The organism is Halopenitus salinus (genome assembly GCF_055397165.1).
In genome coordinates this window covers 143,741-166,547 of the sequence record NZ_AP043853.1, presented here as the reverse complement: position 1 = coordinate 166,547, position 22,807 = coordinate 143,741, and the positions used below count along the sequence as shown (strand labels likewise).

Annotated in this window: 20 protein-coding genes, 3 tRNA genes and 3 rRNA genes; 14 read left to right on the top strand and 12 right to left on the bottom strand. The window is 65.9% G+C overall.

The genetic code is table 11. The features are described 5' to 3' along the window. Positions 1-25: 25 nt before the first annotated feature. Complete coding sequence (locus ACZ5YD_RS02545) at positions 26-847, bottom strand: nucleoside phosphorylase (RefSeq protein ID WP_379746439.1); 822 nt, start codon at positions 845-847, stop codon at positions 26-28. A gap of 97 nt (positions 848-944) precedes the next feature. Here ACZ5YD_RS02545 and ACZ5YD_RS02540 point away from each other — a divergent pair, with 97 nt between their 5' ends. Continuing rightward, complete coding sequence (locus tag ACZ5YD_RS02540) at positions 945-1,124, top strand: DUF7836 family putative zinc-binding protein (protein WP_379746442.1); 180 nt, start codon at positions 945-947, stop codon at positions 1,122-1,124. 69 nt (positions 1,125-1,193) lie between these two features. On the opposite strand, the gene ACZ5YD_RS02535 is transcribed toward ACZ5YD_RS02540, so the two are convergent. Beyond that, a complete protein-coding gene (locus ACZ5YD_RS02535) occupies positions 1,194-1,598 on the bottom strand; it encodes a translation initiation factor IF-2 subunit beta (protein WP_379746445.1) in 405 nt (134 codons plus the stop codon). 152 nt (positions 1,599-1,750) lie between these two features. Here ACZ5YD_RS02535 and ACZ5YD_RS02530 point away from each other — a divergent pair, with 152 nt between their 5' ends. Beyond that, positions 1,751-1,984: a UPF0058 family protein gene (locus ACZ5YD_RS02530; RefSeq protein ID WP_379746448.1), complete on the top strand. Its 234-nt coding sequence runs from the start codon at positions 1,751-1,753 to the stop codon at positions 1,982-1,984. 159 nt (positions 1,985-2,143) lie between these two features. Here the strand turns inward: ACZ5YD_RS02530 and ACZ5YD_RS02525 are convergent, their stop codons facing one another. Both ACZ5YD_RS02525 and ACZ5YD_RS02520 read right to left on the bottom strand, forming a co-directional pair. Next, complete coding sequence (locus ACZ5YD_RS02525) at positions 2,144-2,671, bottom strand: DUF555 domain-containing protein (RefSeq protein WP_379746451.1); 528 nt, start codon at positions 2,669-2,671, stop codon at positions 2,144-2,146. A gap of 68 nt (positions 2,672-2,739) precedes the next feature. Further along, positions 2,740-3,666 carry a DNA-3-methyladenine glycosylase family protein gene (locus tag ACZ5YD_RS02520; protein ID WP_379746454.1) on the bottom strand — a complete coding sequence of 309 codons (927 nt, stop codon included), beginning with the start codon at positions 3,664-3,666 and terminating at the stop codon, positions 2,740-2,742. Between the two features lie 113 nt (positions 3,667-3,779). Between ACZ5YD_RS02520 and ACZ5YD_RS02515 the strand changes: the two genes are divergently transcribed. Both ACZ5YD_RS02515 and ACZ5YD_RS02510 read left to right on the top strand, forming a co-directional pair. After that, positions 3,780-4,259: an SRPBCC family protein gene (locus ACZ5YD_RS02515; RefSeq protein ID WP_379746457.1), complete on the top strand. Its 480-nt coding sequence runs from the start codon at positions 3,780-3,782 to the stop codon at positions 4,257-4,259. Between the two features lie 79 nt (positions 4,260-4,338). After that, positions 4,339-4,761 (top strand): VOC family protein, encoded by a 423-nt coding sequence (locus ACZ5YD_RS02510; protein ID WP_379746460.1) that lies wholly within the window; start codon positions 4,339-4,341, stop codon positions 4,759-4,761. A 44-nt stretch (positions 4,762-4,805) separates the two neighbouring features. Here ACZ5YD_RS02510 and ACZ5YD_RS02505 read toward each other — a convergent pair whose 3' ends face one another. Further along, positions 4,806-5,711, bottom strand: a complete 906-nt coding sequence (locus ACZ5YD_RS02505; RefSeq protein WP_379746463.1) for a DMT family transporter — start codon at positions 5,709-5,711, stop codon at positions 4,806-4,808. A gap of 94 nt (positions 5,712-5,805) precedes the next feature. Between ACZ5YD_RS02505 and ACZ5YD_RS02500 the strand changes: the two genes are divergently transcribed. Beyond that, positions 5,806-6,093, top strand: a complete 288-nt coding sequence (locus tag ACZ5YD_RS02500) for a hypothetical protein (RefSeq protein ID WP_379746466.1) — start codon at positions 5,806-5,808, stop codon at positions 6,091-6,093. 232 nt (positions 6,094-6,325) lie between these two features. On the opposite strand, the gene rrf is transcribed toward ACZ5YD_RS02500, so the two are convergent. The 4 genes from rrf to ACZ5YD_RS02480 all read right to left on the bottom strand — a co-directional run bounded on the left by rrf (position 6,326) and on the right by ACZ5YD_RS02480 (position 11,486). Beyond that, positions 6,326-6,447, bottom strand: a 5S ribosomal RNA gene (gene rrf, locus ACZ5YD_RS02495). A 163-nt stretch (positions 6,448-6,610) separates the two neighbouring features. Beyond that, positions 6,611-9,524, bottom strand: a 23S ribosomal RNA gene (locus tag ACZ5YD_RS02490). A 248-nt stretch (positions 9,525-9,772) separates the two neighbouring features. Next, positions 9,773-9,844 (bottom strand) — tRNA-Ala (locus ACZ5YD_RS02485). Between the two features lie 171 nt (positions 9,845-10,015). Next, positions 10,016-11,486, bottom strand: a 16S ribosomal RNA gene (locus ACZ5YD_RS02480). The 16S, 23S and 5S rRNA genes sit together here with 1 tRNA gene alongside, the layout of an rRNA operon. A gap of 717 nt (positions 11,487-12,203) precedes the next feature. Between ACZ5YD_RS02480 and ACZ5YD_RS02475 the strand changes: the two genes are divergently transcribed. The 6 genes from ACZ5YD_RS02475 (at position 12,204) to ACZ5YD_RS02450 (ending at position 17,307) form a co-directional block, all read left to right on the top strand. Next, positions 12,204-12,764, top strand: coding sequence for a TATA-box-binding protein (locus tag ACZ5YD_RS02475; RefSeq protein WP_379739976.1), 561 nt, complete (start codon positions 12,204-12,206; stop codon positions 12,762-12,764). Positions 12,765-12,820: 56 nt separating this feature from the next. Next, positions 12,821-13,531 (top strand): hypothetical protein, encoded by a 711-nt coding sequence (locus tag ACZ5YD_RS02470; RefSeq protein WP_379739979.1) that lies wholly within the window; start codon positions 12,821-12,823, stop codon positions 13,529-13,531. A gap of 78 nt (positions 13,532-13,609) precedes the next feature. Next, positions 13,610-15,466 carry a DEAD/DEAH box helicase gene (locus ACZ5YD_RS02465; protein ID WP_379739982.1) on the top strand — a complete coding sequence of 619 codons (1,857 nt, stop codon included), beginning with the start codon at positions 13,610-13,612 and terminating at the stop codon, positions 15,464-15,466. Positions 15,467-15,626: 160 nt separating this feature from the next. Further along, positions 15,627-15,700, top strand: a tRNA-Tyr gene (locus ACZ5YD_RS02460). A 163-nt stretch (positions 15,701-15,863) separates the two neighbouring features. Next, positions 15,864-15,938 (top strand) — tRNA-Glu (locus ACZ5YD_RS02455). Between the two features lie 124 nt (positions 15,939-16,062). Beyond that, a complete protein-coding gene (locus tag ACZ5YD_RS02450; protein WP_379739985.1) occupies positions 16,063-17,307 on the top strand; it encodes a hypothetical protein in 1,245 nt (414 codons plus the stop codon). Between the two features lie 13 nt (positions 17,308-17,320). Here the strand turns inward: ACZ5YD_RS02450 and ACZ5YD_RS02445 are convergent, their stop codons facing one another. Continuing rightward, positions 17,321-18,526, bottom strand: coding sequence for a TIGR04347 family pseudo-SAM/SPASM protein (locus ACZ5YD_RS02445; RefSeq protein WP_379739988.1), 1,206 nt, complete (start codon positions 18,524-18,526; stop codon positions 17,321-17,323). Beyond that, positions 18,523-18,906, bottom strand: coding sequence for an Htur_1727 family rSAM-partnered candidate RiPP (locus tag ACZ5YD_RS02440; protein WP_379739991.1), 384 nt, complete (start codon positions 18,904-18,906; stop codon positions 18,523-18,525). The genes ACZ5YD_RS02445 and ACZ5YD_RS02440 overlap by 4 nt, the downstream gene beginning before the upstream one ends. Before the next feature lie 120 nt (positions 18,907-19,026). On the opposite strand from ACZ5YD_RS02440, the gene ACZ5YD_RS02435 reads away from it, so the two are divergent. The 3 genes from ACZ5YD_RS02435 (at position 19,027) to ACZ5YD_RS02425 (ending at position 22,033) form a co-directional block, all read left to right on the top strand. Further along, positions 19,027-20,118, top strand: a complete 1,092-nt coding sequence (locus ACZ5YD_RS02435) for a radical SAM protein (protein WP_379739994.1) — start codon at positions 19,027-19,029, stop codon at positions 20,116-20,118. 3 nt (positions 20,119-20,121) lie between these two features. Then, entirely contained in the window at positions 20,122-21,633 is a 1,512-nt protein-coding gene (gene cyoE, locus ACZ5YD_RS02430) for a heme o synthase (protein ID WP_379739997.1), read from the top strand. Between the two features lie 142 nt (positions 21,634-21,775). Beyond that, a complete protein-coding gene (locus tag ACZ5YD_RS02425) occupies positions 21,776-22,033 on the top strand; it encodes a hypothetical protein (RefSeq protein WP_379740000.1) in 258 nt (85 codons plus the stop codon). A gap of 3 nt (positions 22,034-22,036) precedes the next feature. On the opposite strand, the gene ACZ5YD_RS02420 is transcribed toward ACZ5YD_RS02425, so the two are convergent. Further along, complete coding sequence (locus ACZ5YD_RS02420) at positions 22,037-22,741, bottom strand: hypothetical protein (RefSeq protein WP_379740003.1); 705 nt, start codon at positions 22,739-22,741, stop codon at positions 22,037-22,039. Between the last annotated feature and the right edge of the window lie 66 nt (positions 22,742-22,807).

The following is a 22,807-nucleotide window of genomic DNA, read 5'->3' as shown; positions in this document are numbered from 1 at the left end:
GATCGACGTCCCGTCGCGGCGATCCTCACTCGATCGAGAGCCCGGCGTGGAACCGGTCCGCGCCGGCCTCGGCCACCCGCTCGTCCATGCGCGCGAGCAGCTTCACCGCGAGACTCGCGGTCTCGACCGCACGCGAGTCGCCCTCGGTTCGGAACTCCCCGGTCGACCGGTTGGCGTAGACCGCACAGACCGCCCCGGCGCGAAGTCCGTACACGTTCGCGAGCGTGAGGATGGCGCTCGCCTCCATCTCGACGTTCTTCACGTTCGCCTCGCGTAGTTCATCGAGGAGGTCCGCCGATCCGGCCGCCTCGAAGCCGTCGAATCCGGGGCGACCCTGTCCGGCATAAAACGAGTCCGCGCTCATCGTGATGCCGACGTGATAGTCGTATCCGAGCCGCTCGGCGGCCGCGACGAGCGCGGAGACGACCTCGTCGCTCGCGACGGCGGGGTAGTCCTCGCGGACGTATTCGTCGCTCGTTCCCTCCTGTCTGACGGCGCCGCTCGTGATGACGAGATCGCCGACGTCCATCTCCGGACGGAGGGCGCCACAGGACCCGACCCGGATGAAGGTGTCCGCGTCCGCACGCGCGAGCTCCTCGAGCGCGATGGCGGCCGACGGCGATCCGATCCCGGTCGAGGTGATGGAGATCGGGACCCCGTCGTACCGGCCGGTCACGGTGCGGTACTCCCGGTGGCGGGCGACCTCCTCGGCGGCGTCCCAGATCGAGTCGACGACGTCGACGCGCTCGGGGTTTCCGGGGAGGAGGACGCTCGGTGCGACGTCCTCAGAGGAGACCTCGAGGTGATACTGTACCTCCGTGTTCGGATCCTCGCTGTCGCCGGGCATGGAGGGGCTTCGACGCGGGCGGGTAAATATCACGGCGGTGGATCCGCCTCGACCTCGCGGGCACACCTTCTTTAGGGAGGGGGCGAAAGCCCTCCCCATGGTCGAAGCATTCGTTCGACTCCAGTGTCCGGAGTGTTCGAAGGACTGGGAGGAGTCGCCGAGCGATCTCCCCGATCTCCGTACGAACTTCAGCTGCCAGGACTGTCACGCCACGCGCCGGCTCACGGAGTTCATGCGGACCGAACGCGATCTCGAGGCGGTCAAACAGTTCCAGTGATCACCTCGATCGATCGTTCACGGATCCTAACCGGGGCGAAGTGAATCCCGACGATCGTCGCCACGGCGATCACTCGCCGGTCGCCGAGACCGCGCCGCAGGCGTCACACTTGATCACGCGCGTTCCGCGTTCGGTCTGCAGGCGCGTGTCGGGGAGCCCGCATTCGGGACAGATGACGAACGCCTCGAGGTAGTCGTCGACGGCCGCCTCGATCCGATCCGTCCGAAAGTCGCCGGTCAGACGGGCGCGCCCGCGCTCGTCGATCTGCGCGCTGGTTCCCAGTTCGGTCTGGAGATACTGCAGGAGGTGGTCGGCCTCCCTGTCGAGCCGGTCGACGACGTCCTGGAAGTTCTCGAAGACGGTCGCGTGCCCCTCGGTTCTGACCTCGGGCGTGGGGACCTCGAATCGGTCCCGCTGTTCGTGGATGTCCGGCGTCTCCTCGAGTGCGCGATCGAGTCGATCGTCGTAGTCCATACGCGATCGTTCCCGCGGAATCGGATTAAAGCTTCGCGGCGAACGTGCGCTGATCCCTTGAATACGAGGGATAGGGGGCGTCTACGTCGAGATGCATGTTAACGGTTATCAGGATAATACTATAAACCTCCGGTCGCTACCATCGTCTGCTCATGAAGAAACAAGAGCTCATTCACCTGCACGGCCTTCTTTCGGAAGTACGAAAACAGTGTGAACACTGGGACGAGGATCTCGATCTCGAGGCGTACGAGACGATGGGCGTAAAACCGACATCGATCCACAAATCGAAGACCGACCACAAGGCCGCCGTTTTTAAACTCGCGAAGGGGATCACCGCACCGATGGAGGAGGCCGACTCCGAGACGCTGGCCCCCACCGCGGACTGAATCGACGACACCGACGCATCCTGCCTGACGCCAAACCGCGTAGTGGCGACGTCGTTTCGACCGGAGCGCCGGTCCAGAAGTCGCACCATCCAGCTACCGCGTCGTGTCCGCCTCACGAGCGCGTCGAATCCGTTCTCGCGAGCGTTCCGGTCCTCATCCTCACGAGCGTTCGGACTCCTCCACCATCTCCTCGAACTCGGGAAGTAGATCCTCGTCGCCGTCGTTCCCTTCACCATCGCCGCTGTTGACCTCGTGTTCATCGCCGCCGTCGTCCCCGTGGTCTTCGTCACCGCCGTCCTCCCGCTTTTCGTCACCCTCGACCTCGTGGTCCTCGCCATCGTCGTCTTCGTCCTCCTCGAGGATCTCCACCTCGAGAACCGAAAGCGGAATGTTGTGCAGCCGCTGTCCGATCTCCTTGCGGGCGATCCTGGAGGCGTGTTCGCGCCGATCCACGTTGAACACCGTCATCTCCAGCTCGAGCGCCACGAGCGCCTCGTCGGCCGCGATGAAGGCGGGCGGCAGCTCCTCCCCGCCCGGCGAGGTCCGCGATCCCATGTCGATCTCGACGTAGTTGAGATCGGGGTTCAACATCTCGCCCGTCTTCGAGATGGCGATCCGGATCGCCTCGTCGGCGTTCTCTACGTCGTATACCGGAACCGCTGCCTCGACGACGACTCGACAATCCATCGTGGTAGTAGCTAACGCACGAGGGGGTATGAAGCTTCGGCCGACCGACCGCGAACGGCCGGAGACGGTCACTCACCGCCCGATCGGAGGTAATGGAAGACGTACGTCTGTGTATAGCCCGCGACTGGCCCGCCGAACTGATCGCGGATCGCCCGTGACGTCTCGACGTACCCGCCGCGGTCGCAGTCGGGGTACCGGTCGGCGATGACCGAGCGGATCCAGGTGTCGAGCGGGACCGCCTCGAGGAACCCGAGCGAGAACAACGCGACGCAGTCCGCCACCTTTTGCCCGACGCCGACGAATCGGGTCAGCCACTCGCGGGCCGCCTCGTAGTCCATGTCGGCCGCCATCTCCGGACGGGCCTCGCCGTCGGCGACCATGCGCGCCGTTTTCATCACGTAGGGGGCACGATACCCCAACGAGAGGTCCCGGAGATCCTCCTCGTCGGCTGCGGCGAGCGCGTCGGGGGTCGGAAACGCGTGATAGGTCTCGCCGTCGAAGTCGATCGGGTCGCCGTAGGCGTCCTCGAGACGCCGCTGCATCCCGTGGATCCGGGAGACGCGCATCTGTGCGGAACAGATGAACGAGACGAGACACGAAAACGGCGGGTCGCGAACGAGCCGCATCCCCTCGTACGCGTCGTATGCCCGTTCGAAGAGCGGATCGTCGGGCGTCCCGGCCAGGATGGCCTCCAGGTCGTCGTCGAGTCGAAGGAGGTGTGTGAGGATCCCCGTCGCGTCCGTCGTCGACTCCCACTCGAGGGTGCCGTCCCGTACCCCTCCTCGCTGTCGGACCCGGACCACCGCCCGCTCGTCGTTCACACCCTCGATCGGGGGAACCACGGTGTAATAGGTGTGGTCGCCGCCGTGTGCGCCATCGGCCTCGTAGGCACGCCCGTCCGCGCGCCGCCAGAGGTAACTCTGGCCGCTCTCGAGAGTGGCCTGGAGGTCGAACGGTCCGTCGAGCGAGCCGACGTCGATCGCGCCGCGTTCCATCGTGATGGAGGAGGCGACCACGAGGTATCGGCGTTTCGATGCCGTCAAGCGGCGTCACACGGCGGCGGGTTGGTCCACGGATCCCTTTTGCCGATGGCGACCGTACCGGAGGTATGCCGACGTACCGCCGTCGAACCCGTATCGCGGCTCCCCTCGAGCGCGTCTGGGAGTTCCACTCGCGAGTCGGGGGATTGACCGCGTTGACCCCGGACTGGATGAACCTGCGGATCGACGCCGTGGTCGGTCCCGACGGCGAGGACGACCCTGAGGTCCTCGAGGAGGGGGCCCGGATCAGCATGTCGATCCGACCGTTCGGCATCGCTCCGCGACGGGGATGGACCTCCCACATCCGGCGTCGTCGATCGAAGCCCGGACGCGCGTACTTCGTCGACGAGATGACGGACGGGCCCTTCCCGAAGTGGGTCCACACGCACCTCCTTTTCGCGGACGGCGAGGAGACGGTGCTCGTCGACGACGTCGAGTATCGAATGCCGGTCGCGAGCGTGAGCGACCGACTCGATCCGATCGTGCAGGTCGGCTTCGAGGCCATGTTCCGCGATCGCCACCGGAAGACGCGAACGCTTCTCGAGTGACTACGAGGCGGATCGGGATCGAGGCTCCCTTCGACGTTCGGGCCAGTCAAGCTAAGTCGGTCGAAACCGATCGGCGGGCATGGACATCGAGATCTCCGACGTCGACCACGTGGCGTTGCGCGTCACCGATCTCGAGGCGTCGCTCGCGTTCTATCGCGACCTGCTCGGACTGCCCGTCCGCGACCGCGACCGCTACGAGGCGGGAGAGGTTCCCTACGTGGCCGTCGTGGCGGGCGGACGACACCTCCATCTGGTGCCGACCGCTCCCGACGAGATCGACGGCGAGTCCCTCGACGTCGGCGGCGAACACGTCTGTCTGCTCGTCCGTTCGGACGACGTCGACGCCACCACACAGCTCGACGACGTCCTCTCGGCGATCGAGGCGGCCGGCTACGAGGTCGAAGCGAACGAGCCGCGCAAACGGTACGGCGCCTACGGCCGCGACTGGGCGGCGTACGTCCGCGATCCCGACGGGCGCCGCGTGGAGATCAAGGTCCACTAGCGATCGGACCGACGGGCTGATCGAACCCCGGAATCCGCCGACGTTCAGGCGTCCGGACGACCACGAGCGGTGAGGTAGATCCCCGCGAGTACGACCGCACCGCTCGTGAGGGTCGCGGACGTGGGGACCTCGAGAAAGACCGCGAACGCCAGAAGCGTCGCGCCCACCGGCTCGCCGAGCATCGAGACGGAGACGAGACTCGAGTCCACGTGGGCGAGCGCCCAGTTGATCACGGTGTGGCCGAACAGCCCCGGACCGACGGCGAGGCCGACGAAGATCCACCACTCGCGGGCGGGATAGCCGACGAGCGGTAGTCCCCGGACGAGCACGAACGCGAGGAGCGCGAGCGCACACACGCCGTAGACGATGACCACGTAGGGAACGAGCGCGACGCGCTGGCGGAGGGACCGCCCGGCGAGCACGTAGACCGCCGCCATGACCGCCCCACAAAGCGCGAGCGCGTTTCCATACAGCGGGGCCTCACCGACGAGGCCGCCCGACAGCAGGTCCCCGACCGACATCCCCACCACCCCGAGGACGGCCACGGCGATGCCGAACGCCATGGTCCGCGTGACGGTCTCGCGAAGCAGCAGCCAGGCGCCGATCGCGACGAAGACGGGCTGTGCCTGCACGAGCGTCACGCTCGCGGCCACGCTCGTCCACTCGAGGCTCTCGAACCAGCTCGCGAAGTGGATCGCCAGCGCGATCCCCGAGACGACGGCGAAACCCAGATCGCGTCCGGTGATCCGCCGGAGCTGGTCGCGATACTGAACGAGCAGGACCGGGACGAGCGGGATCGTGGTGAACGTCACGCGATACAGCGCCGCCACCGAACTCGGGGCCGTGCTCAGTCGAACCAACACCGCGCCGGTGCTGATCGCGAGGATCGCGACCGCGAGTCCGAGGGCCGGCGGAACGGCGGGCGCATCCGCGCTGCGGGAAGTTGTCACGGGCGAGGATCCGGGCCGAACCACAAACGCCTTTCGGGCGATCGAGCCCGCGTCCCATCGGTGTCCCTATGCGCGTCCGCTCCCAAGGCGACCCGTGAGCGGAGACACGTTCGCGGTGGGCATCCACCTCACGGAGACGGCCTTCGAGTTCGTCGTTCGCGTCCCCTCGGAGATCGACTCGAGCTGGTCGGACCCCGACGCGTTCCAGTCGCTCGTCGAACGCGAGGTCTGGGAGCGGCTCGACCGGCGACGCGTGCTGGAGACGGTCGACCGGACCGCCGAGGTCGGAACGACGGTGTCGCTCGGAACGATCACCCTCCGACCGGACGGGACGGTCGTCGACGAGTCGCTTCGCGTGCCGCAGCCGGACCGCGAGGAGTAGGGCTCGCTCCGCCCGGTTCGTCGTCGACGAAACACGCTTCAACGCGTTACGGGACGCGAGCGACACCCTCCACGGAGTACCCTCGTGGCGGGCCCCTTCCGGGTCGGTGTGACCGCTTTCGACTTGTGAACGTCATGGCCCTCCCGCTCTTCGAACTGCTTACTGAATGACTGAATGAGTAAATGAGTGACTAATGAGTGAATGAGTGACTGAATGAGTGAAAGTATGAGTGGTCAGGCGGCGAACCAACTCTCCCAGAGGGTCTCCCACTCCAGTACTCGCTGATACGCTGGCAGACTTAACTTCCGTGTTCGGAATGGGTACGGGTGTGTCCCTGCCGCTCTGGCCGCCTTCATGCCGACGAACGGACTCGAACCGTCCCACACGAGCAACTCGTGTGACACCTGTGTCGGTCTCGTGTCCGATCCCGCACGCGCTCGCGAGAGCGCGTGTGAGACTCCGACCGTGTATACGTGCGATCCAGCTTCCGCCTGAACTCAGTCTGTGAGGTGGACCATATGACTGTGGCTCGGTCCGTTAGTGCTCGTGGGCTTAACACCTCGTTGCCTTGGTGCGCACACCCCGAGTCTATCTACCTCCTCTTCTAGGAGGGACCTCAACGGTACCTCGTTTCCATGTGGGTTTCGAGCTTAGATGCGTTCAGCTCTTACCCCGTGTCGCGTGGCTACCCGGCATCTGCCCTCTCGGACAACCGGTACACCAGTGGCGACCGGTCGTAGTTCCTCTCGTACTATACGACCGTTCACGTCAGGTACCATAACACCCCCAATAGATAGCAGCCGACCTGTCTCACGACGGTCTAAACCCAGCTCACGACCTCCTTTAATAGGCGAACAACCTCACCCTTGCCCGCTTCTGCACGGGCAGGATGGAGGGAACCGACATCGAGGTAGCAAGCCACCCGGTCGATATGTGCTCTTGCGGGTGACGACTCTGTTATCCCTAAGGTAGCTTTTCTGTCATCTACGGGCCCCATTCCGGAGCCTCGTAGGTTCGCTAGACCACGCTTTCGCGTCAGCGTCACTCGTTGGGAATGACACTGTCAGACCTCCGTGTGCTCTTGCGCTCTTCTCCGGGTTCCCGACCCGGGTGAGGAGATCTTTGGGCGCGCTCGATATCTTTTCGAGCGCGTACCGCCCCAGTCAAACTGCCCGGCTACCGGTGTCCTCCGCCAGGAGTGAGAGTCGCAGTCACTACCGGGTAGTATTTCAATGATGCCTCGGTGGCCCGCTAGCGCGGGTACCTGTGTAATGGCTCCTACCTATGCTGCACAGTAGCGACCACGTCTCAGCGACAGCCTGCAGTAAAGCTCTATAGGGTCTTCGCTTCCCCTTGGGGGTCTCCAGACTCCGCACTGGAACGTACAGTTCACCGGGTCCAACGTTGGGACAGTGGCGCTCTCGTTTATCCATTCATGCAAGCCGCTACTGAAGCGGCAAGGTACTACGCTACCTTAAGAGGGTCATAGTTACCCCCGCCGTTGACGGGTCCTTCGTCCTCTTGTACGAGGTGTTCAGATACCCGCACTGGGCAGGATTCAGTGACCGTACGAGTCCTTGCGGATTTGCGGTCACCTGTGTTGTTACTAGACAGTCGGAGCGCCCGAGTCACTGCGACCTGCTTTCTCCAAAGCAGGCATCCCTTCTTCCGAAGGTACGGGACTAACTTGCCGAATTCCCTAACGTCGGTTCTCCCGACAGGCCGTGGCTTTCGCTGCCAGAGTACCTGTGTCGGATCTTGGTACGGACATCACGCTCGTCTTTTCACGGACCCCGGATACCACCAACTTGCGCTGTCTCGGGCTTCGCTCGCTTCCTGCCGTGACGGCGTCCACGAGCTTCTCCGATTCGACCGGGCGAATGCCCGGCTTGGTGTTTTCCGCGGTGTCGACTTTTACTGCGTGATGGCACTGGAATATTAACCAGTTTCCCGTTGTCCCCGTCGACTTACGGGGGGACTTAGGACCGGCTAACCCTCGGCTGATTGACAGTGCCGAGGAAACCGTACTCATCAGGCCGTCGAGGTTCTCACCCGACTATCGCTGCTACTGTGACCAGGATTGTCGTTCCCGAACGGTCCACGCGAGTTCTCACCCGAGCTTCCATCCGAACGGGACGCCGACCTACGCGGTCGCCCTGTGACGGGCGCGGCAGGGTCTCGGTGGTAGACTTGAGCCCCGATCATTTTGGGCGCCTCAAACCTCGGCCGGTAAGCTGTTACGCTTTTCTTAGCGGGTAGCTGCTTCTAAGCTCACCTCCCGGCTGTTTAGGGCTTGAGACCACCTTCCAATCGCACTTAGTCTACACTTTGGGACCTTAACCTTGCTCTGGGTTGTTCCCCTCACGGTGCACAGGCTTACCCCGCACACCGGACTCCTCGGGTCGACAGCGTATGCAGGTTCGGAGTTCGACAGGATGGCCGACTCCTCTCGGAGGCGGGTCATCCAATCGGTCGCTCTACCCCGCATACTACCTCGCCGAAGGTCATGCTTCGACATGTTTCGGTCGGAACCAGCTGTTGCCAGGCTCGATGGGCCTTTCACCCCTATACGCGAATCACGGGAGGGTATTGTAGGACACCACCCCTAACGGGCCTCCACGTGGCTTTCGCCACGCTTCACCCTGCTCGCGTATAGATCGCCTGGTTTCGGGTCGTACCCCGATGACTCCCCGCGCTTGCACACGGTGGCCCTCGCAATGCTGCGGCCATATCGGTTTCCCTGCGCCTTCCCCGATTCTCGGGTTAGACTCGCCATCTAGGTACACTCCCTGGGTCGTTTTTCAAAACGCACGACACGACGCCGGCTCTCTTCGATTCCTACTGGACGCTCGCGCGTCTCTCGTTACTCGAAGAGCCTTCTACGCCCTGTCGCTCTTTCGCCAACTGATTTCAGGCCCTATTGCACCGCCCTTCTCGGGGTGCTTTTCAGCGTTCGCTCACGCTACTTGTTCGCTATCGGTCTCGAGGAGTGTTTAGTCTTCCCAGGGGATGCCTGGGTCCTTCACAGAGAATATCCGATCCCTGCTACTCGGGTACTGACGCACGCGGTACTGCCGTACTCTACGGGGTTGTCACCCTGTCTCACGCTCCGTTCCAGGAGACTTCGAGTATGGGGTCGCGCGCTGCAGGTCAGCCCACACACCACATTGCCCGTGAGGGCTTCGGTTTGGACTGTGTCGCGGTCACTCGCGGTTACTAACGACATCGCTATTGCGTTCTCTTCCGTCCCCTACTGAGATGTTTCAATTCGGGGAGTTCCCTATTGCGCGAAGCAATTGTAGAAGGATTCCTATTCGGAGATCCCAAGTTCTTCGCCTCCATGCGGCTCCCTTGGGCTTTTCGCAGCTTGGCACGTCCGTCATCGGCTCTCGAGCCGAGCCATTCACCAGCTGGCACAGTAGCCAGTATACTATACGTCCACGAACTCACAAACTGAGTTCAGTGGGCGTCTGGATCGCACGTATACACGGTCGTCATCGAATCACCTCGTGGCTTCCACGAGCGTGTCCGTCGGACCCTTCCTACCCGCGGTCTCCCGGAGTAGTGCATCGGTCGTCGCGCCGTCATCTCCCGTTTCGGAGTCGACCATTTAAGGGCCGCGTTTCGCTCCCACCGCAGTCGCGCGGTCGGAGTCTCCAATCGGGAGATGGGGCTGACATGGACCCGCTGGGATTCGAACCCAGGGCATCCTCCTTGCAAGGGAGGCACTCTCCCACTGAGCTACGGGCCCACCCGTCCTCGCTGCGAGAACGGGTGTGTGTGTCCAAGTGTGAGCTCGATGGGCCGTTAGTGTCCGGGCTGGCGGCGGGTGGACGCGGACCTCGCTGAACGAGAGTGATCGTGACGATACGATGAGTGTAAGATGAGCTCGTAGACGTAACGTCTACGAGTCTCGGTCTGTAGGAGGTGATCCAGCCGCAGATTCCCCTACGGCTACCTTGTTACGACTTAAGCCCCCTTGCGAAGCCCAGATTCGACTCCCTCTCGGGAGCCTCATCCGGACCTCACTCGGGTGCTTTGACGGGCGGTGTGTGCAAGGAGCAGGGACGTATTCACCGCGCGCTGCTGACACGCGATTACTACCGAATCCAGCTTCATGTGGGCGAGTTGCAGCCCACAATCCGAACTACGACCAGGTTTGTGAGATTACCGTCTCCTTTCGGAGTTGGAACCCATTGTCCTGACCATTGTAGCCCGCGTGTTGCCCAGCACATTCGGGGCATACTGACCTACCGTTGCCCGTTCCTTCCTCCGTGTTGGCCACGGCGGTCTCCGTACTGTCCCCAGCCACGGTGAGTGCTGCTGGCAAGTACGGATGCGGGTCTCGCTCGTTGCCTGACTTAACAGGACGCCTCACGGTACGAGCTGACGGCGGCCATGCACCTCCTCTCTGTAGCTCGTGGCGAGGTCATCAACCTGACCGTCATTACTACAGTCGATGCTGGTGAGATGTCCGGCGTTGAGTCCAATTAAACCGCAGGCTCCTCCGGTTGTAGTGCTCCCCCGCCAATTCCTTTAAGTTTCATCCTTGCGGACGTACTTCCCAGGCGGCCTGTTTAGCGGCTTCCCTACGGCACAGCACCCGCTCGTAGCGGGGGCCACACCTAACAGGCATCGTTTACGGCTAGGACTACCCGGGTATCTAATCCGGTTCGAGACCCTAGCTTTCGTCCCTCACCGTCGGATCCGTCCTCGCGACGTGGTTTCCCCATCGGCGGTCCGTCCAGGATTACGGGATTTCACTCCTACCCTGGACGTACCCGTCGCGCCTTCCGGTCCCAAGCCTGCCAGGTTCCGCCGGACGCCCACGCGTTGAGCGCGTGGATTTCCCGACGGACTTGACAGGCCGGCTACGAACGCTTTAGGCCCAATAAGATCGGCCATCACTCGAGCTGCCGGTATTACCGCGGCGGCTGGCACCGGTCTTGCCCAGCTCTTATTCGGTGACCTCCCTACGGTCACCAAAAGCACAGGCACTATGCCTGCGCACTCGGGGTCCCCTTATCGCACTGGCGTGCAGTGTAAAGGTTTCGCGCCTGCTGCGCCCCGTAGGGCCCGGAATCTTGTCTCAGATTCCGTCTCCGGGTTCTTGCTCTCACAACCCGTACCGATTATCGGCACGGTGGGCCGTTACCCCACCGTCTACCTAATCGGCCGCAGCCGCATCCTTCGGCGCCGGAGCGTTTGCGACTCCCCGCATTCCAGCCGGGGAGTCGGATGACGAATTAGCCTCAGTTTCCCGAGGGTATGCGTCTCCGAAGGGTAGCTTGGCCACGTGTTACGGAGCTATATGCCACGAGTCTAAGCTCGTACGACTAGCATGGCTAAATCGGACCCCGATAGCAATGGCCTCCGGCAGGATCAACCGGAATGGGTGCCCTCGCGTGTGATTCCCCACGCGAGGGGGGTGGCGGGATGGACGAGCGCGCTGCTCGTCGATCACCGTCGTATCGTCGTGATACGATCGTCTACATTCATTGCATGGTCCGTGTCCGGTGTCGCCGGCAGTCCCGGATGACACCGGACCATCGAGCTCACATCAGACGTCGGCTTACGGCGGACCGCAGGGGTGACGTCCTCATTGGGGTGGACCCGAGCGTTGGGACTCGACGAGCATAAGCCCGTCGGGTCCGCTCGGGTCCGGGGGCGAAACCGCCTCGGGTTGAACGAGGCGAGTTCGCGGTCGTGTTGTCGCATTACGTTCCGAGTGGACGACCCTTGATAAGGGCGTCGTTCCGAAACGCCCGCCGATGAACGGCGGGTGGGCGTGCCCCGTCGGGGGCTCGCCCGTTGCATTCCATTCGATGGGAGGTGAGTACTTAACCCCGTCGTTCGATCCGTGCTGCGTCAGGCGTTTTCATGGGACCACACTACCACGGCCGCGGGCGGCGATCGGACGCCGACCCGACAACGCGTGGAGGGACATACTTGACGACCCGTGAAGGACGATTATTGATCGGTACTGATCGCATTGGACTGGTAGGGGTGTGGATACGTGCGCCCGTACGCGCGTTGATTCCGAGGTTCGGTTCGCGTTTCTTTATAACACCGGCGTTTATAAGGGGGGAGCCCGCATATAAAAGCGAACGATGACGAACCCCGCAGAGTCGATCGAGATTCAGAACGTGGTGGCATCGACGGGGATCGGGCAGGAGCTCGATCTGGAAGCGCTGGCCGAGGACCTTCCGGGTGCGGATTTCAACCCGGACAACTTCCCCGGACTCGTCTACCGGACCCAGGAGCCGAAGGCGGCGGCGCTCATCTTCCGGTCGGGGAAGATCGTCTGTACGGGCGCAAAGAGCATCGACGACGTCCACGAGGCGCTCGGGATCATCTTCGGCAAGCTCCGCGATCTGAGCATTCCGGTCGAGGAGGACCCGGAGATCACGGTTCAGAACATCGTCTCGAGCGCCGACCTCGGTCACAACCTGAACCTGAACGCGCTCGCGATCGGGCTCGGCCTGGAGGACGTCGAGTACGAGCCAGAACAGTTTCCGGGGCTCGTCTATCGGATGGACGATCCGGACGTCGTCATCCTCCTGTTCGGCAGCGGGAAGATCGTGATCACGGGCGGGAAGCACACCGACGACGCCGAGGGCGCGGTCGCGGAGATCGTCGACCGCATCGAGGACCTGGGACTGCTCGGGTAGCGCGAGTTTTCGGATCGCCACAACGCATTTGTAAGTGGACCGCAAACCCCGGGATAGTGGCAACCCGACGATACGGATCGGGAGCCGACAAGGCTTCCGATGTCGGCTCACGGGAGCCCGCAACCGCGGCGCGGGACGCCTCCACGGCATCGACTCGCCGAACGAGCACGGACCACGGGTCCGTTCGGACGCGACTTTCGTCCGAGGAGGACGGGTCCGCTCGCACGCGCTCGGAATCGCGCCCGTCGGCATCGCGACGATCGATCGCCGATCCGCCGGTCCGCGACCCCGAAGCGTACGCGCTCACCGACCACGTTCTCGAGCGCATCGGACAGCCCGGACGGTACGTCACCTTCGAGGCCGTCCACGAGGCGATAGAGACCGGACAGCTTCGCTGGAACACGAGCGACGGCTGGCGGTTCGCGACGGTGATCGACGGGATTCGATACGTGATCGTGGTCGGCGACACCGAGACGCCGTCGCCCGTGGTGGTGACGGGCTGGACGGAGATCGCCGATCGGGAGGACGCGGATCACGCGCCGGGGTTCGACGCGACTGACCTCGAGACGATCCGTCTCCGGAGCGACCTGAGCGACGCCGGGGATAGCCAGATCCCCGACCGGATCGGTCCCCGGGACGTCTCCCGACCGTTCACGGTCGGGGACCACCACGTACACACCGCGCCCGGGGAGCGCTCCGTCGTCTGTACGGACTGCGGCGGACGGTTCCGCTCGAAATCGGCGCTGCGGAACCGGCGGTGTCGGTGAGAACGCGAGGGCCGACACGTCCCGCCCGACGACCCCGGAGTCGGCAGGCATTTGCCCGCGGCTCCCGTGGTACCGTCGATGGATACCGGAGAGTCTGACGACGGCGGTCGGGTACCCTCCGGGGACGCCCCGAACGTCACGATGGAGGAGTTCTACGAGGCGTTGCTCGCGGCCGAACGTCCCGTTCTCACCCCCCGTCAGATCGCCCGCGAGACCGACCTGTCCGAACCGGATGCGAGGGAGGCGCTGGACCGGCGCGTCGAGGACGATGCGCTCGCCCGTGCGAGCGTCGAGTCGGATGCGGCGGTGTTCTACCCCGCGGAGTGGCGCGACCCGGCCGCACGCGAGCGCGTCGTGGTGTTCGCGAACCGTCGGGAGATCGTCGTCGATCGACCCACGCAGTACACCCGCGCGCGGCTCTCGCAGTTCGCCCATCTGGTCGATACGTCGGCGGGGGAGCCCGACTCCCGCGGGTATCTCTATCGGATCCGGGAGGAGGACGTCTGGGCCGCGCCCTTCGAGGAACTCGAGGCGCTCCTCTCGAGTCTCCGGTCGGTCTGTTCGGGACGACACGAGGCGCTCGAGGAGTGGGTGGCCGACCAGTGGAAGCGGGCCCACCGCTTTCGGCTCGTCACCCACGAGGACGGATACGTCGTCCTCGAGGCGGCCGCCGAGAGCCTGATGGGAACCGTCGTCGAGGACCACCTCGAGGACGACCACCTGCGGGCGCCCATCTCGGAGACGGAGGCGTGGGTCAACGAGGACGCGATCGCCGCGATCAAGCGGGCGCTCTACGAGGCCGGCTACCCCGTCGAGGACGATCGCGACCTGGAGTCGGGCGAGCCGATCGACCTCGAGATGGGGACCGATCTTCGCGAGTACCAACGCGAGTGGGTGGAGACGTTCCTCGAGAATCGGGCGGGCGTGTTCGTCGGCCCGCCCGGGTCGGGAAAGACGGTGGCGGCGATCGCGACGATCGCGGCCGTCGGCGGCGAGACCTTGATCCTCGTCCCCTCACGCGAACTCGCCGAGCAATGGCGCACAGAGCTTTCGACGCATTCGGACCTGGAACCGGACGATATTGGGCAGTACCACGGCGGAGAGAAGGCGATCCGCCCGGTGACGATCGCGACCTACCAGACCGCCGGGATGGACGCACACAGACACCTGTTCGACTCGCGGGAGTGGGGGCTCATCGTCTACGACGAGGCCCACCACATCCCCAGTCCCGTCTTCTCGCGGTCGGCGAGCCTCCAGGCGAAACACCGGCTCGGCCTCTCCGCGACGCCCGTGCGCGAGACCGGAAGCGAGGAGGAGATCTACACGCTCATCGGGCCGCCGATCGGCGCCGACTGGGACACGCTGTTCGAGGCCGGGTTCGTCCAACAGCCAGAGGTGGAGATCCGGTACGTCCCCTGGCGCGACGACGATGCACACAACGCGTACGCGAGCGCGGACGGGCGCGACAGATATCGTCTGGCGGCCGAGAACCCCGCGAAGACCGACGAGGTACGGTCGCTCCTCTCGCGGTACGACGACCGCAAGGCGCTCGTCTTCGTCGAGTACCTCGACCAGGGGGCTGCGATCGCGGAGGCGATCGACGCGCCGTTCGTGAGCGGCGAGACGCCACATCACGAGCGGCGGCGGCTCTTCGAGGCGTTCCGGGAGGGCGACCGGCGGGTGCTCGTCGTCTCACGGGTCGGCGACGAGGGGATCGACCTGCCGAACGCCGGACTGTCCGTCGTCGCCTCCGGGCTCGGCGGATCGCGACGGCAGGGTACCCAGCGCGCCGGGCGGACGATGCGTCCCGCCGGATCGGCGCTCGTCTACGTGCTCGCGACGCGGGGATCGAGGGAGGAGGAGTTCGCCAGACGACGGATGCACCACCTCGGACGGAAGGGGATCCGGGTCCGCGAGACGACCGCCGAGGAGTGAACGGGGGCGGCGATCCGGGACGTGCCCGGGACCGTCGAACGGGCACACGTCGCTCGTGTCGAACGGGCACGCGTCGGTGACGAACGGACACACATCGACGGACGGGAACGCCGCGAAAGAGAACCCTTAAGTTGGGCTCGTCTCCTACCTATGGTCGCGACCGGACTTAGCTCAGCCTGGTAGAGCAGCCGACTGTAGATCGGCTTGCCCCCCGTTCAAATCGGGGAGTCCGGATCCCGATTCTCGACGACGTCGCGTGCCGAGCCACGGCACCGCCGGAGGCGTAGCATGGAGCGATCGCGGAACACGCCAAAGCGCCACACGGGAGGCGTGAAACGGAACTGTTTTAATTCACTCCGGCATACCGATGGATGCGTTCGAGACGAACGCGCTACACGCTCCGATGGTGTAGTCCGGCCAATCATATTGCCCTCTCGAGGCGATGACCTGGGTTCGAATCCCAGTCGGAGCATTTCTACACGCGTCCACCACCGAAAGCGACCCGCACCGACGGGTCGGCGCCGCCGACGGAGTAGGGTCACCACCGGCGGGCGTTTCGCCGGTGGATTCATGTTCCGGTCGACGGAGATCGGGACATGGCCAGCGCCTCCCGCGAGCTCACGGAGCCGCACGTCCTCGCGCACACGAAGCGTCGGCTCTTCGGAGAGGACGCCGAGGAGTCCGCCTACGCGGTCGCGGACACGCAGTTCTCGGCGGATCGCTGGATCGACGACCGGCGGATCGATCCCGCGATTTCGGAGGCCCTCTCGCCGTTCAACCACGTCCGGGTCGGAACCGGCTACCCCGACCTCGTCGGGGTCGGAACGCTCGACGAGGAGCTGCTGGCCGTCGACAGGCTGGGCGATCAACCGCCGCTCGTCGCCGTCGAGGCGAAGGGATACACGGCGGACGGATCCATCGACGTCGAGCGGGGGATCGTACAGGCGTACGACCGGCTCCACGAGGCGAACGCGGCATACGTGACGGCGCCGGCGTCGGCCGTCTCGCAATCGAGCCGGACGCTGGCCCGGGAGCTGAACGTCGGCGTCCTCGGCGTCGAGAGCGGCGGCACCGTGGAGCCGTTCGAGGTTCCGCGGGTGATCGGAAACCGGACCACCACGGAGACGACGGCCATCCGGTTTCAAGCGAGCGCGCAGGGGGTCACCGACCGGTCCTTCGGGCTCAACCACCCGAAGAACTACCTGGCGTATCCGCTGGCCCTCCACCATCCGGCGGACACGGAAACGATGCTCGAGGCGCGCGTGGTGGGAGCCACGAACGCCGCGCGACGCGGGGCGGCCTTCCTCGGCCTCATCGAGGAGCGGCCGGACGGTCCCGAACTCACGCCGATGGGGCGGGAGGTGGTCCGGTTCGCACTGGAGGAACACGGCTCGGTCGACGCCGCCCTGAAGACGTTCGCGAACTGGCAGGGATCCAGACGGCGGTTTCACGATGTCGCGCCGAGGTGGGGTGCGATGACGCGCCGGGTCGTGTGGGCGTACCCGGCCACCCGACTTCTCGTGGAGGAGCTTCGGCGGCTGCACGCGGACGGGATCGCGGAGCCCTCCCTCGTCGACCTCCTCGTGTACCTCCACGAGCTGCACCCCTCGTTCGCGATCGAGCTGTTCGTCCGCGGGACCGACGACGCCCGGAGTCGAGTGCTCTCCCCTGACGGCGATCTCCGACGCGAGGCGGCGACGGACGGCGAGGTGTACCACTCCCCGACCGTCTTCCAGCTGAAGGCGATCCTCTATCACACCGGAATACTGACCGAGCGAGGGGCCGAGCCGTCGAACCTCGATCCCGAATCCGACGTCTGGAAGCTTCGCCACCCGGTGTGAGAACGACTCCCGATCAATCGGCCGGGTTCGCGTCGGCAGTCGAGTCGATCTCGGAATCGGTGAGGTAACACTGCGGGTCGGGCGCGAAGAGGTCCTCGTGGACGGTCAACGCTCGAAGCCGCGAGCCGCCGCGGCAGACATCGCGATATTGACACTCGTGACACCGCCCGGTGAGACGGGAGTCGCGGTCGTAAAGCGCCTCGAGGAGGGGGTTGTGCGCGTCCCGCCAGATGGCACCGAACGGGCGATCGCGGACGTTTCCGGGGCTGTATCCCTGCCAGAACTGGGTGAGGTGGACGTTCCCGACCGGGTCGACGTCGGCGATCCGCTCGCCGGCGGGATCCCCGCCGTTCCGCTCGAGGTACGTCCGGATCCGTGAGGCGGCTTCGGGACCGAGTTCGCGGCGGGCGTACTCGATCAGGTAGGCCGCGTCGGCGTAGTTGCCGACGAGGAGCGTCTCGATCTCCTCGCCGTTCGCGTGGTACTCGCGGGTGAGATCGAAGAGCCTGCGGACCGCGTCGCGCTTTTCGGCCGGGGAGAGATCGGCGTCGACGATCCCCTTGCCGCGCCCGCCGTAATCGAGGTGGTAGAAGCAGAACCGGTCGACGCCGACGTCGGTCAGGAGATCGATGACGCCCTCGAGATCGGCGGCGTTGCGGTCCGTGATCGTGTATCGAAGTCCCGTCTTCAACCCGGCGTCGAGGCAGGCCTCGATCCCGCGGATCGCGGCGTCGAAGGCGCCCTCCTTGCCGCGGAAGGCGTCGTTGCGCTCCGGGAGCCCGTCAACGGAGACGCCGGCGTACTGCAGGCCCGCGTCCCGGAGCGTCGCAGCGGACTCCTCCGTAAGGAGCGTTCCGTTGGTCGAGAGGACCGGTCGGAGCCCGCGATCGGCGGCGTGGGAGACGAGCTCCGGCAGGTCGTCGCGAACGAGCGGCTCGCCGCCGGAGAACAACACGACCGGGACGCCGAAGTCGGCGAGCTGGTCGAGGAGCGCCTTCCCCTCCGCGGTGGAGAGTTCGCCGGGCGCACCGTCGGTGTCGGCCGAGGCGTAACAGTGGTCACAGTAGAGGTTACACCGCTTCGTGGTGTTCCAGACCACGACCGGCCGGAGCTGTTTGCGCTCCGTGATCTGTGGCACCGCCGACTCCTCGGCGGCGTCGTACCGGAGCCCGTCGCTCTCGGCGTCGAGGCCACAGAGGAGCTTGCTGATCGAGATCATTCGGGGCTTCCCCCGACCTCCGGCGTGCCCTCCGTCTCCTCGTAGACGCGAGGCTCGCAAGCGGACGCGTCGTCCGTGCCGCCGGACCCGCCCCGCCCCTCGCGTTCGTCCGTGCCGTCGTCCGCGTCCCCGCTTGCGCCCTCCCCGAGGGTGTACGTCGAGTAGCGATGTGTCTCGTCGGCCGGACACACCCACAGGTCCCGGGCGTACCACGCGAACAGCTTGCTCGCCTCCTCGCGTGCGACGTCGGGAGCGGGAGCGGCGATCGTCCCGACGTGTGATAGCGGGTCGTCGACCTCCTCGCGGACGAACACCTCCCAGCGACGCTCGGTGGTCGCCCGCGGGCTCGCCTCCGACGATCGGTTCGCTTTCTCGACCATGGCGGACGGTTGACGGCGATCCATGAACCCGATTTCGACCGCTATCACGCGGTGAAAACGCCGTGCGAACGTGTTCGGTCGAGGAGAAAAGCGGATCGAGGTCCCACCGTCGAACAGGGAATGTTCGAGGACATCGACACCGACCGGCGGCCGGTGGTGCTCATCTGGGAGGTCACCCAGGCGTGCGAGCTCGCCTGCAGACACTGTCGGGCCGACGCGCAACCGGCTCGCCACCCCGAGGAGCTCTCCACCGCGGAGGGGAAGGCGCTCCTCGAGGACGCCGCGTCCTTCGGGGAGGGACAGCTCGTCGTGCTCTCGGGGGGCGACCCGCTCGCACGCGATGACCTGCTCGAACTCGTCTCCTACGGCGACGATCTCGGCCTCCGGATGACGATCACGCCGAGCGGGACCCGGTCTCTGACGCCGGAGCGGGTGGGCGACCTCGCGGACGCCGGGGTCCGACGGATGGCGTTGAGCCTCGACGGGGCGACGGCGGAGAGCCACGACGCCTTCCGCGGCGAGGCGAGCTTCGCGGACACGGTGGCGGCCGCGGAGGCCGCCGCCGACGAGGGGGTTCCGCTGCAGATCAACACGACGGTCTGTGCGGACACCGTCGGGGAGCTGCCGGCGATCCGCGACCGCGTCCGGGAGCTCGGCGCCGTCCTCTGGAGCGTCTTCTTCCTCGTGCCCGTCGGTCGGGGGCGCGTCCTCGATCCGATATCCCCGGAGCGCGCCGAGGCGGTGATGGAGTGGCTCTCCGAGGTGGCGAGCGAGGAGCGGTTCGGCGTGAAGACGACCGAGGCGCCCTTCTACAGACGCGTCGAGCTCCAGTCCGACGGCGAGGCCGCCGCCCCGAGACGGCGCGCGGGAATCACCGCGGGGCGCGGGTTCGCGTTCGTGAGCCACACCGGCGAGGTGTACCCATCCGGGTTCCTCCCCGAGTCCGCCGGCAACGTCCGCGAGCGCTCGGTCGTCGACGTCTACCGGAACGCGGATCTCTTCGAGTCCCTGCGCGATCCGGACGGCTACCGCGGGAAGTGCGGCGCCTGCGAGTTCCGCCAGGTCTGCGGGGGAAGTCGATCGCGCGCGTACGCGGCGACCGGCGACCCGCTGGAGAGCGACCCGCTTTGCCCGTACGTGCCCGAGGGGTACGACGGCCCGCTACCGGAGACGATAGCCGAACCGACGGGAACCCCCGGCTCGGCTGACTGACGGGTGGCCGGAACGGGCGAGCGTCGGGCGGCGGCGAACACGTTCGGGGGAACCCTCGGGGAGCGGCGGCGCCAACCGATCGACATGCGCTCGCCACGGTTCACCACGCAGTTGACGGCGACGGTCGTCGCCACCTACCTGCTGTTCGCGCTCGGCGCGATGACGGCCGCCGCGTCGGGAGCGACCCCGCTCGCGTGGGGACACTACGTCGCCGCCGCGGCGGGGTGGCTGCTCGTGGCGGTCACCGCCGTCCGGTCGTGGCTCGGGGGCCACGATCGGTGGGTGACCGTAGGACTGGCGGGGGGAACGCTCCTCTATCTCGGTCAGGGAACGGCCGGACTCGTCGGCCGGATCGGCGGGGCGAGCGACGTCGGTGAGTTCCACCTGCTCGGCGCCGTCCTCGTCTTCGCGACGCTGCTGCTCTCGTTGGTCCGCCACCTCGATCGGGAGGTGGCCGCGAGCGACGGTGCCGGCGCGGAAGCCGTAGCCGGGATCGACGACGAACCGTTCGAGGGGGATCGCGGCGGGAAATCGGTCGACGGACTCGACGGCGACGGGGTCGAATCCCCGGAACGAAGCGGATCCGGCGAACGGGTTCGCGATCGCGTCCGCGCCTACGCGGCGTTGACGAAGCCGCGACTGATGTGGCTGCTTTGTCTCCTCGCGCTCGCGGGGATGGCGCTCGCGCGGATCGCGGCTCCGACGTCGGGGGGCGGAGGGGCCGCCGCGGGAGCGGCGACCGCGAACGTCACCCTCCACGGGATCACGGTGGTCGCGACGCTCGCGGGCGGCGTGTTGGCGATCGGCGCGTCGGGAACGTTCAACCACGTGTTCGAACACGACCGTGATCGACGGATGGACCGGACCGCGGACCGGCCGGTCGCGACGGCTCGGGTCCCGGTCCGCCGGGCGGCGGCGTTCGGCGTCGCGTTGGCCGCGCTCTCGTTGGTCGTGCTCTGGACGTACGCCACGCCCCTCGCGACCCTGTTGACCGCGGCGGCGATCGTCTACTACTCGGTCGTCTACACGGTCGTGTTGAAGCCGAACACGCGCTGGAACACGGCCATCGGCGGCGGGTCTGGCGCTCTCCCGGCGCTCATCGGCTGGGCGGCCGTGACCGGATCGATCGGGATTCCGGCGATCGTTCTCACGGCGCTCGTCGTGGCGTGGACCCCGGCGCACTTCTACAACCTCGCCATCGCCTATCGCGAGGACTACGCCGCCGGCGGATACCCCATGTTGCCCGTCGTCGCGGGCGTTTCGACCACCCGTCGGCGGACGTGCTACTGGCTCGGCGGCACGCTCGTCGCGACCGTCCTCCTCGGCGTCGTCGCCGACCTCGGCGTCCTCTATGCGGTCGTGACGACCGTCGCCGCCGCCGTCTTCCTGCGGTCGATCGTCCGCCAGTACGAGCGCGGGACCGACCGCGCGGCCTACCGAACCTTCCACGCGTCGAACGCGTACCTCGGCGCCGTCCTCGCGGCGGTGCTCCTCGAGGCGCTGCTCGTCGGCTGAGGCGACGACGGCATGGGGATGGCGGCCTCGTTCGAGCCGATCGGTTGAAGCGAAAGAGAGGAAGGGAGGAAAGGGAACATAAACGATCGACCGAGCACGTTCGGCTGAGAAGCTTTATTCCTCACGAACCGGACCGCCACGTATGCCGACGCCGATCGTCCTGTTCGCGTACTCGAAACAGGTCCTGTCCGGGATCGTCCGACTCGGGCTGTTCTGTTTGACCCTCTGGGGCCTCTACCTCTACGTCACGGGCGCCTGGCTCGCCGCCCTCGTCGTGGTCGTGCCGCCGACGATCCACTTCTGGTGGCTCGTGGCTCGCGCGTATCGCGAAACGGTCGCGGACGGGAGCGACTTCGGCGAGAACGGTCCGGGCCGGAGCAACCAGAACGGGAACCCGTGAGGGTCACGCGGGCGTTCGGATGTACCGTCGGAGCGTCTCCCCGTTCTCGTCGCGCAGCTCGACGACGAACTGCTCGCCCGTCGTCGAGGCGGTGAGCTCGTCGCGACGCAACTCGAAGGCGTAGGGCGGCTCCTCGAGCGTTCGGAGGTTCTCGCCGCCCGAGCGGACGACGACGTGGTCCGTGCCCTCCACGTTCTCGAGGTGGCACGCGATCGTCTCCCCGTCGGTGCTGGTCTCACAGATCACGTCGGCGCCGGCGTCGGGGCTGTCGCCGCCGGAGAGGGGACTCGAGTAGTCGAGGGCCATGACGCCGGGGGTGAACGTCCCGAGCACGACCACGACGAGCAGGAACGTCCCGAAGTTCAGCTTCGATCCGTGTCGAACGAGCGTTCTGACGGCCGGATGCTCCGCGGTACGCCGAAGCCGTATCACCGTTGGAACGACGACGAGGTGGGTGAAGGGCCCCCACGCGATGACGACGAAGCCGTAGGCCATGGTGTACGAGAGGAATCCCCAGTCGGGGCGGTACGACGAGAGGACGCTCGATCCCGTCCACAGGAAGAAGCCGAAGACGACGAGCGTCCCGCTCTTCAGCCAGCGCCAGGTCGGCGTGTTGGCGCAGTAGACGCTCAACAGGTCGCGCCAGACGCCCCGGAGCGCGTGGCCGATCGTGGTTACCGGGTTCGAGACGGACGATGTGAATGACATGTGTCGGTGGTGTACGTGTGTGGGTGGGTCGGTTTGATCGGTGGTGTCGATGGGCGATGTCGGTCG

Coding starts and splice junctions, on each gene's coding strand:
- ACZ5YD_RS02545 (WP_379746439.1), bottom strand. CDS start 847: ATGCCCGGCGACAGCGAGGATCCGAACACGGAGGTACAGTATCACCTC.
- ACZ5YD_RS02540 (WP_379746442.1), top strand. CDS start 945: ATGGTCGAAGCATTCGTTCGACTCCAGTGTCCGGAGTGTTCGAAGGAC.
- ACZ5YD_RS02535 (WP_379746445.1), bottom strand. CDS start 1,598: ATGGACTACGACGATCGACTCGATCGCGCACTCGAGGAGACGCCGGAC.
- ACZ5YD_RS02530 (WP_379746448.1), top strand. CDS start 1,751: ATGAAGAAACAAGAGCTCATTCACCTGCACGGCCTTCTTTCGGAAGTA.
- ACZ5YD_RS02525 (WP_379746451.1), bottom strand. CDS start 2,671: ATGGATTGTCGAGTCGTCGTCGAGGCAGCGGTTCCGGTATACGACGTA.
- ACZ5YD_RS02520 (WP_379746454.1), bottom strand. CDS start 3,666: ATGGAACGCGGCGCGATCGACGTCGGCTCGCTCGACGGACCGTTCGAC.
- ACZ5YD_RS02515 (WP_379746457.1), top strand. CDS start 3,780: ATGCCGACGTACCGCCGTCGAACCCGTATCGCGGCTCCCCTCGAGCGC.
- ACZ5YD_RS02510 (WP_379746460.1), top strand. CDS start 4,339: ATGGACATCGAGATCTCCGACGTCGACCACGTGGCGTTGCGCGTCACC.
- ACZ5YD_RS02475 (WP_379739976.1), top strand. CDS start 12,204: ATGACGAACCCCGCAGAGTCGATCGAGATTCAGAACGTGGTGGCATCG.
- ACZ5YD_RS02465 (WP_379739982.1), top strand. CDS start 13,610: ATGGATACCGGAGAGTCTGACGACGGCGGTCGGGTACCCTCCGGGGAC.
- ACZ5YD_RS02450 (WP_379739985.1), top strand. CDS start 16,063: ATGGCCAGCGCCTCCCGCGAGCTCACGGAGCCGCACGTCCTCGCGCAC.
- ACZ5YD_RS02445 (WP_379739988.1), bottom strand. CDS start 18,526: ATGATCTCGATCAGCAAGCTCCTCTGTGGCCTCGACGCCGAGAGCGAC.
- ACZ5YD_RS02440 (WP_379739991.1), bottom strand. CDS start 18,906: ATGGTCGAGAAAGCGAACCGATCGTCGGAGGCGAGCCCGCGGGCGACC.
- ACZ5YD_RS02435 (WP_379739994.1), top strand. CDS start 19,027: ATGTTCGAGGACATCGACACCGACCGGCGGCCGGTGGTGCTCATCTGG.
- ACZ5YD_RS02425 (WP_379740000.1), top strand. CDS start 21,776: ATGCCGACGCCGATCGTCCTGTTCGCGTACTCGAAACAGGTCCTGTCC.
- ACZ5YD_RS02420 (WP_379740003.1), bottom strand. CDS start 22,741: ATGTCATTCACATCGTCCGTCTCGAACCCGGTAACCACGATCGGCCAC.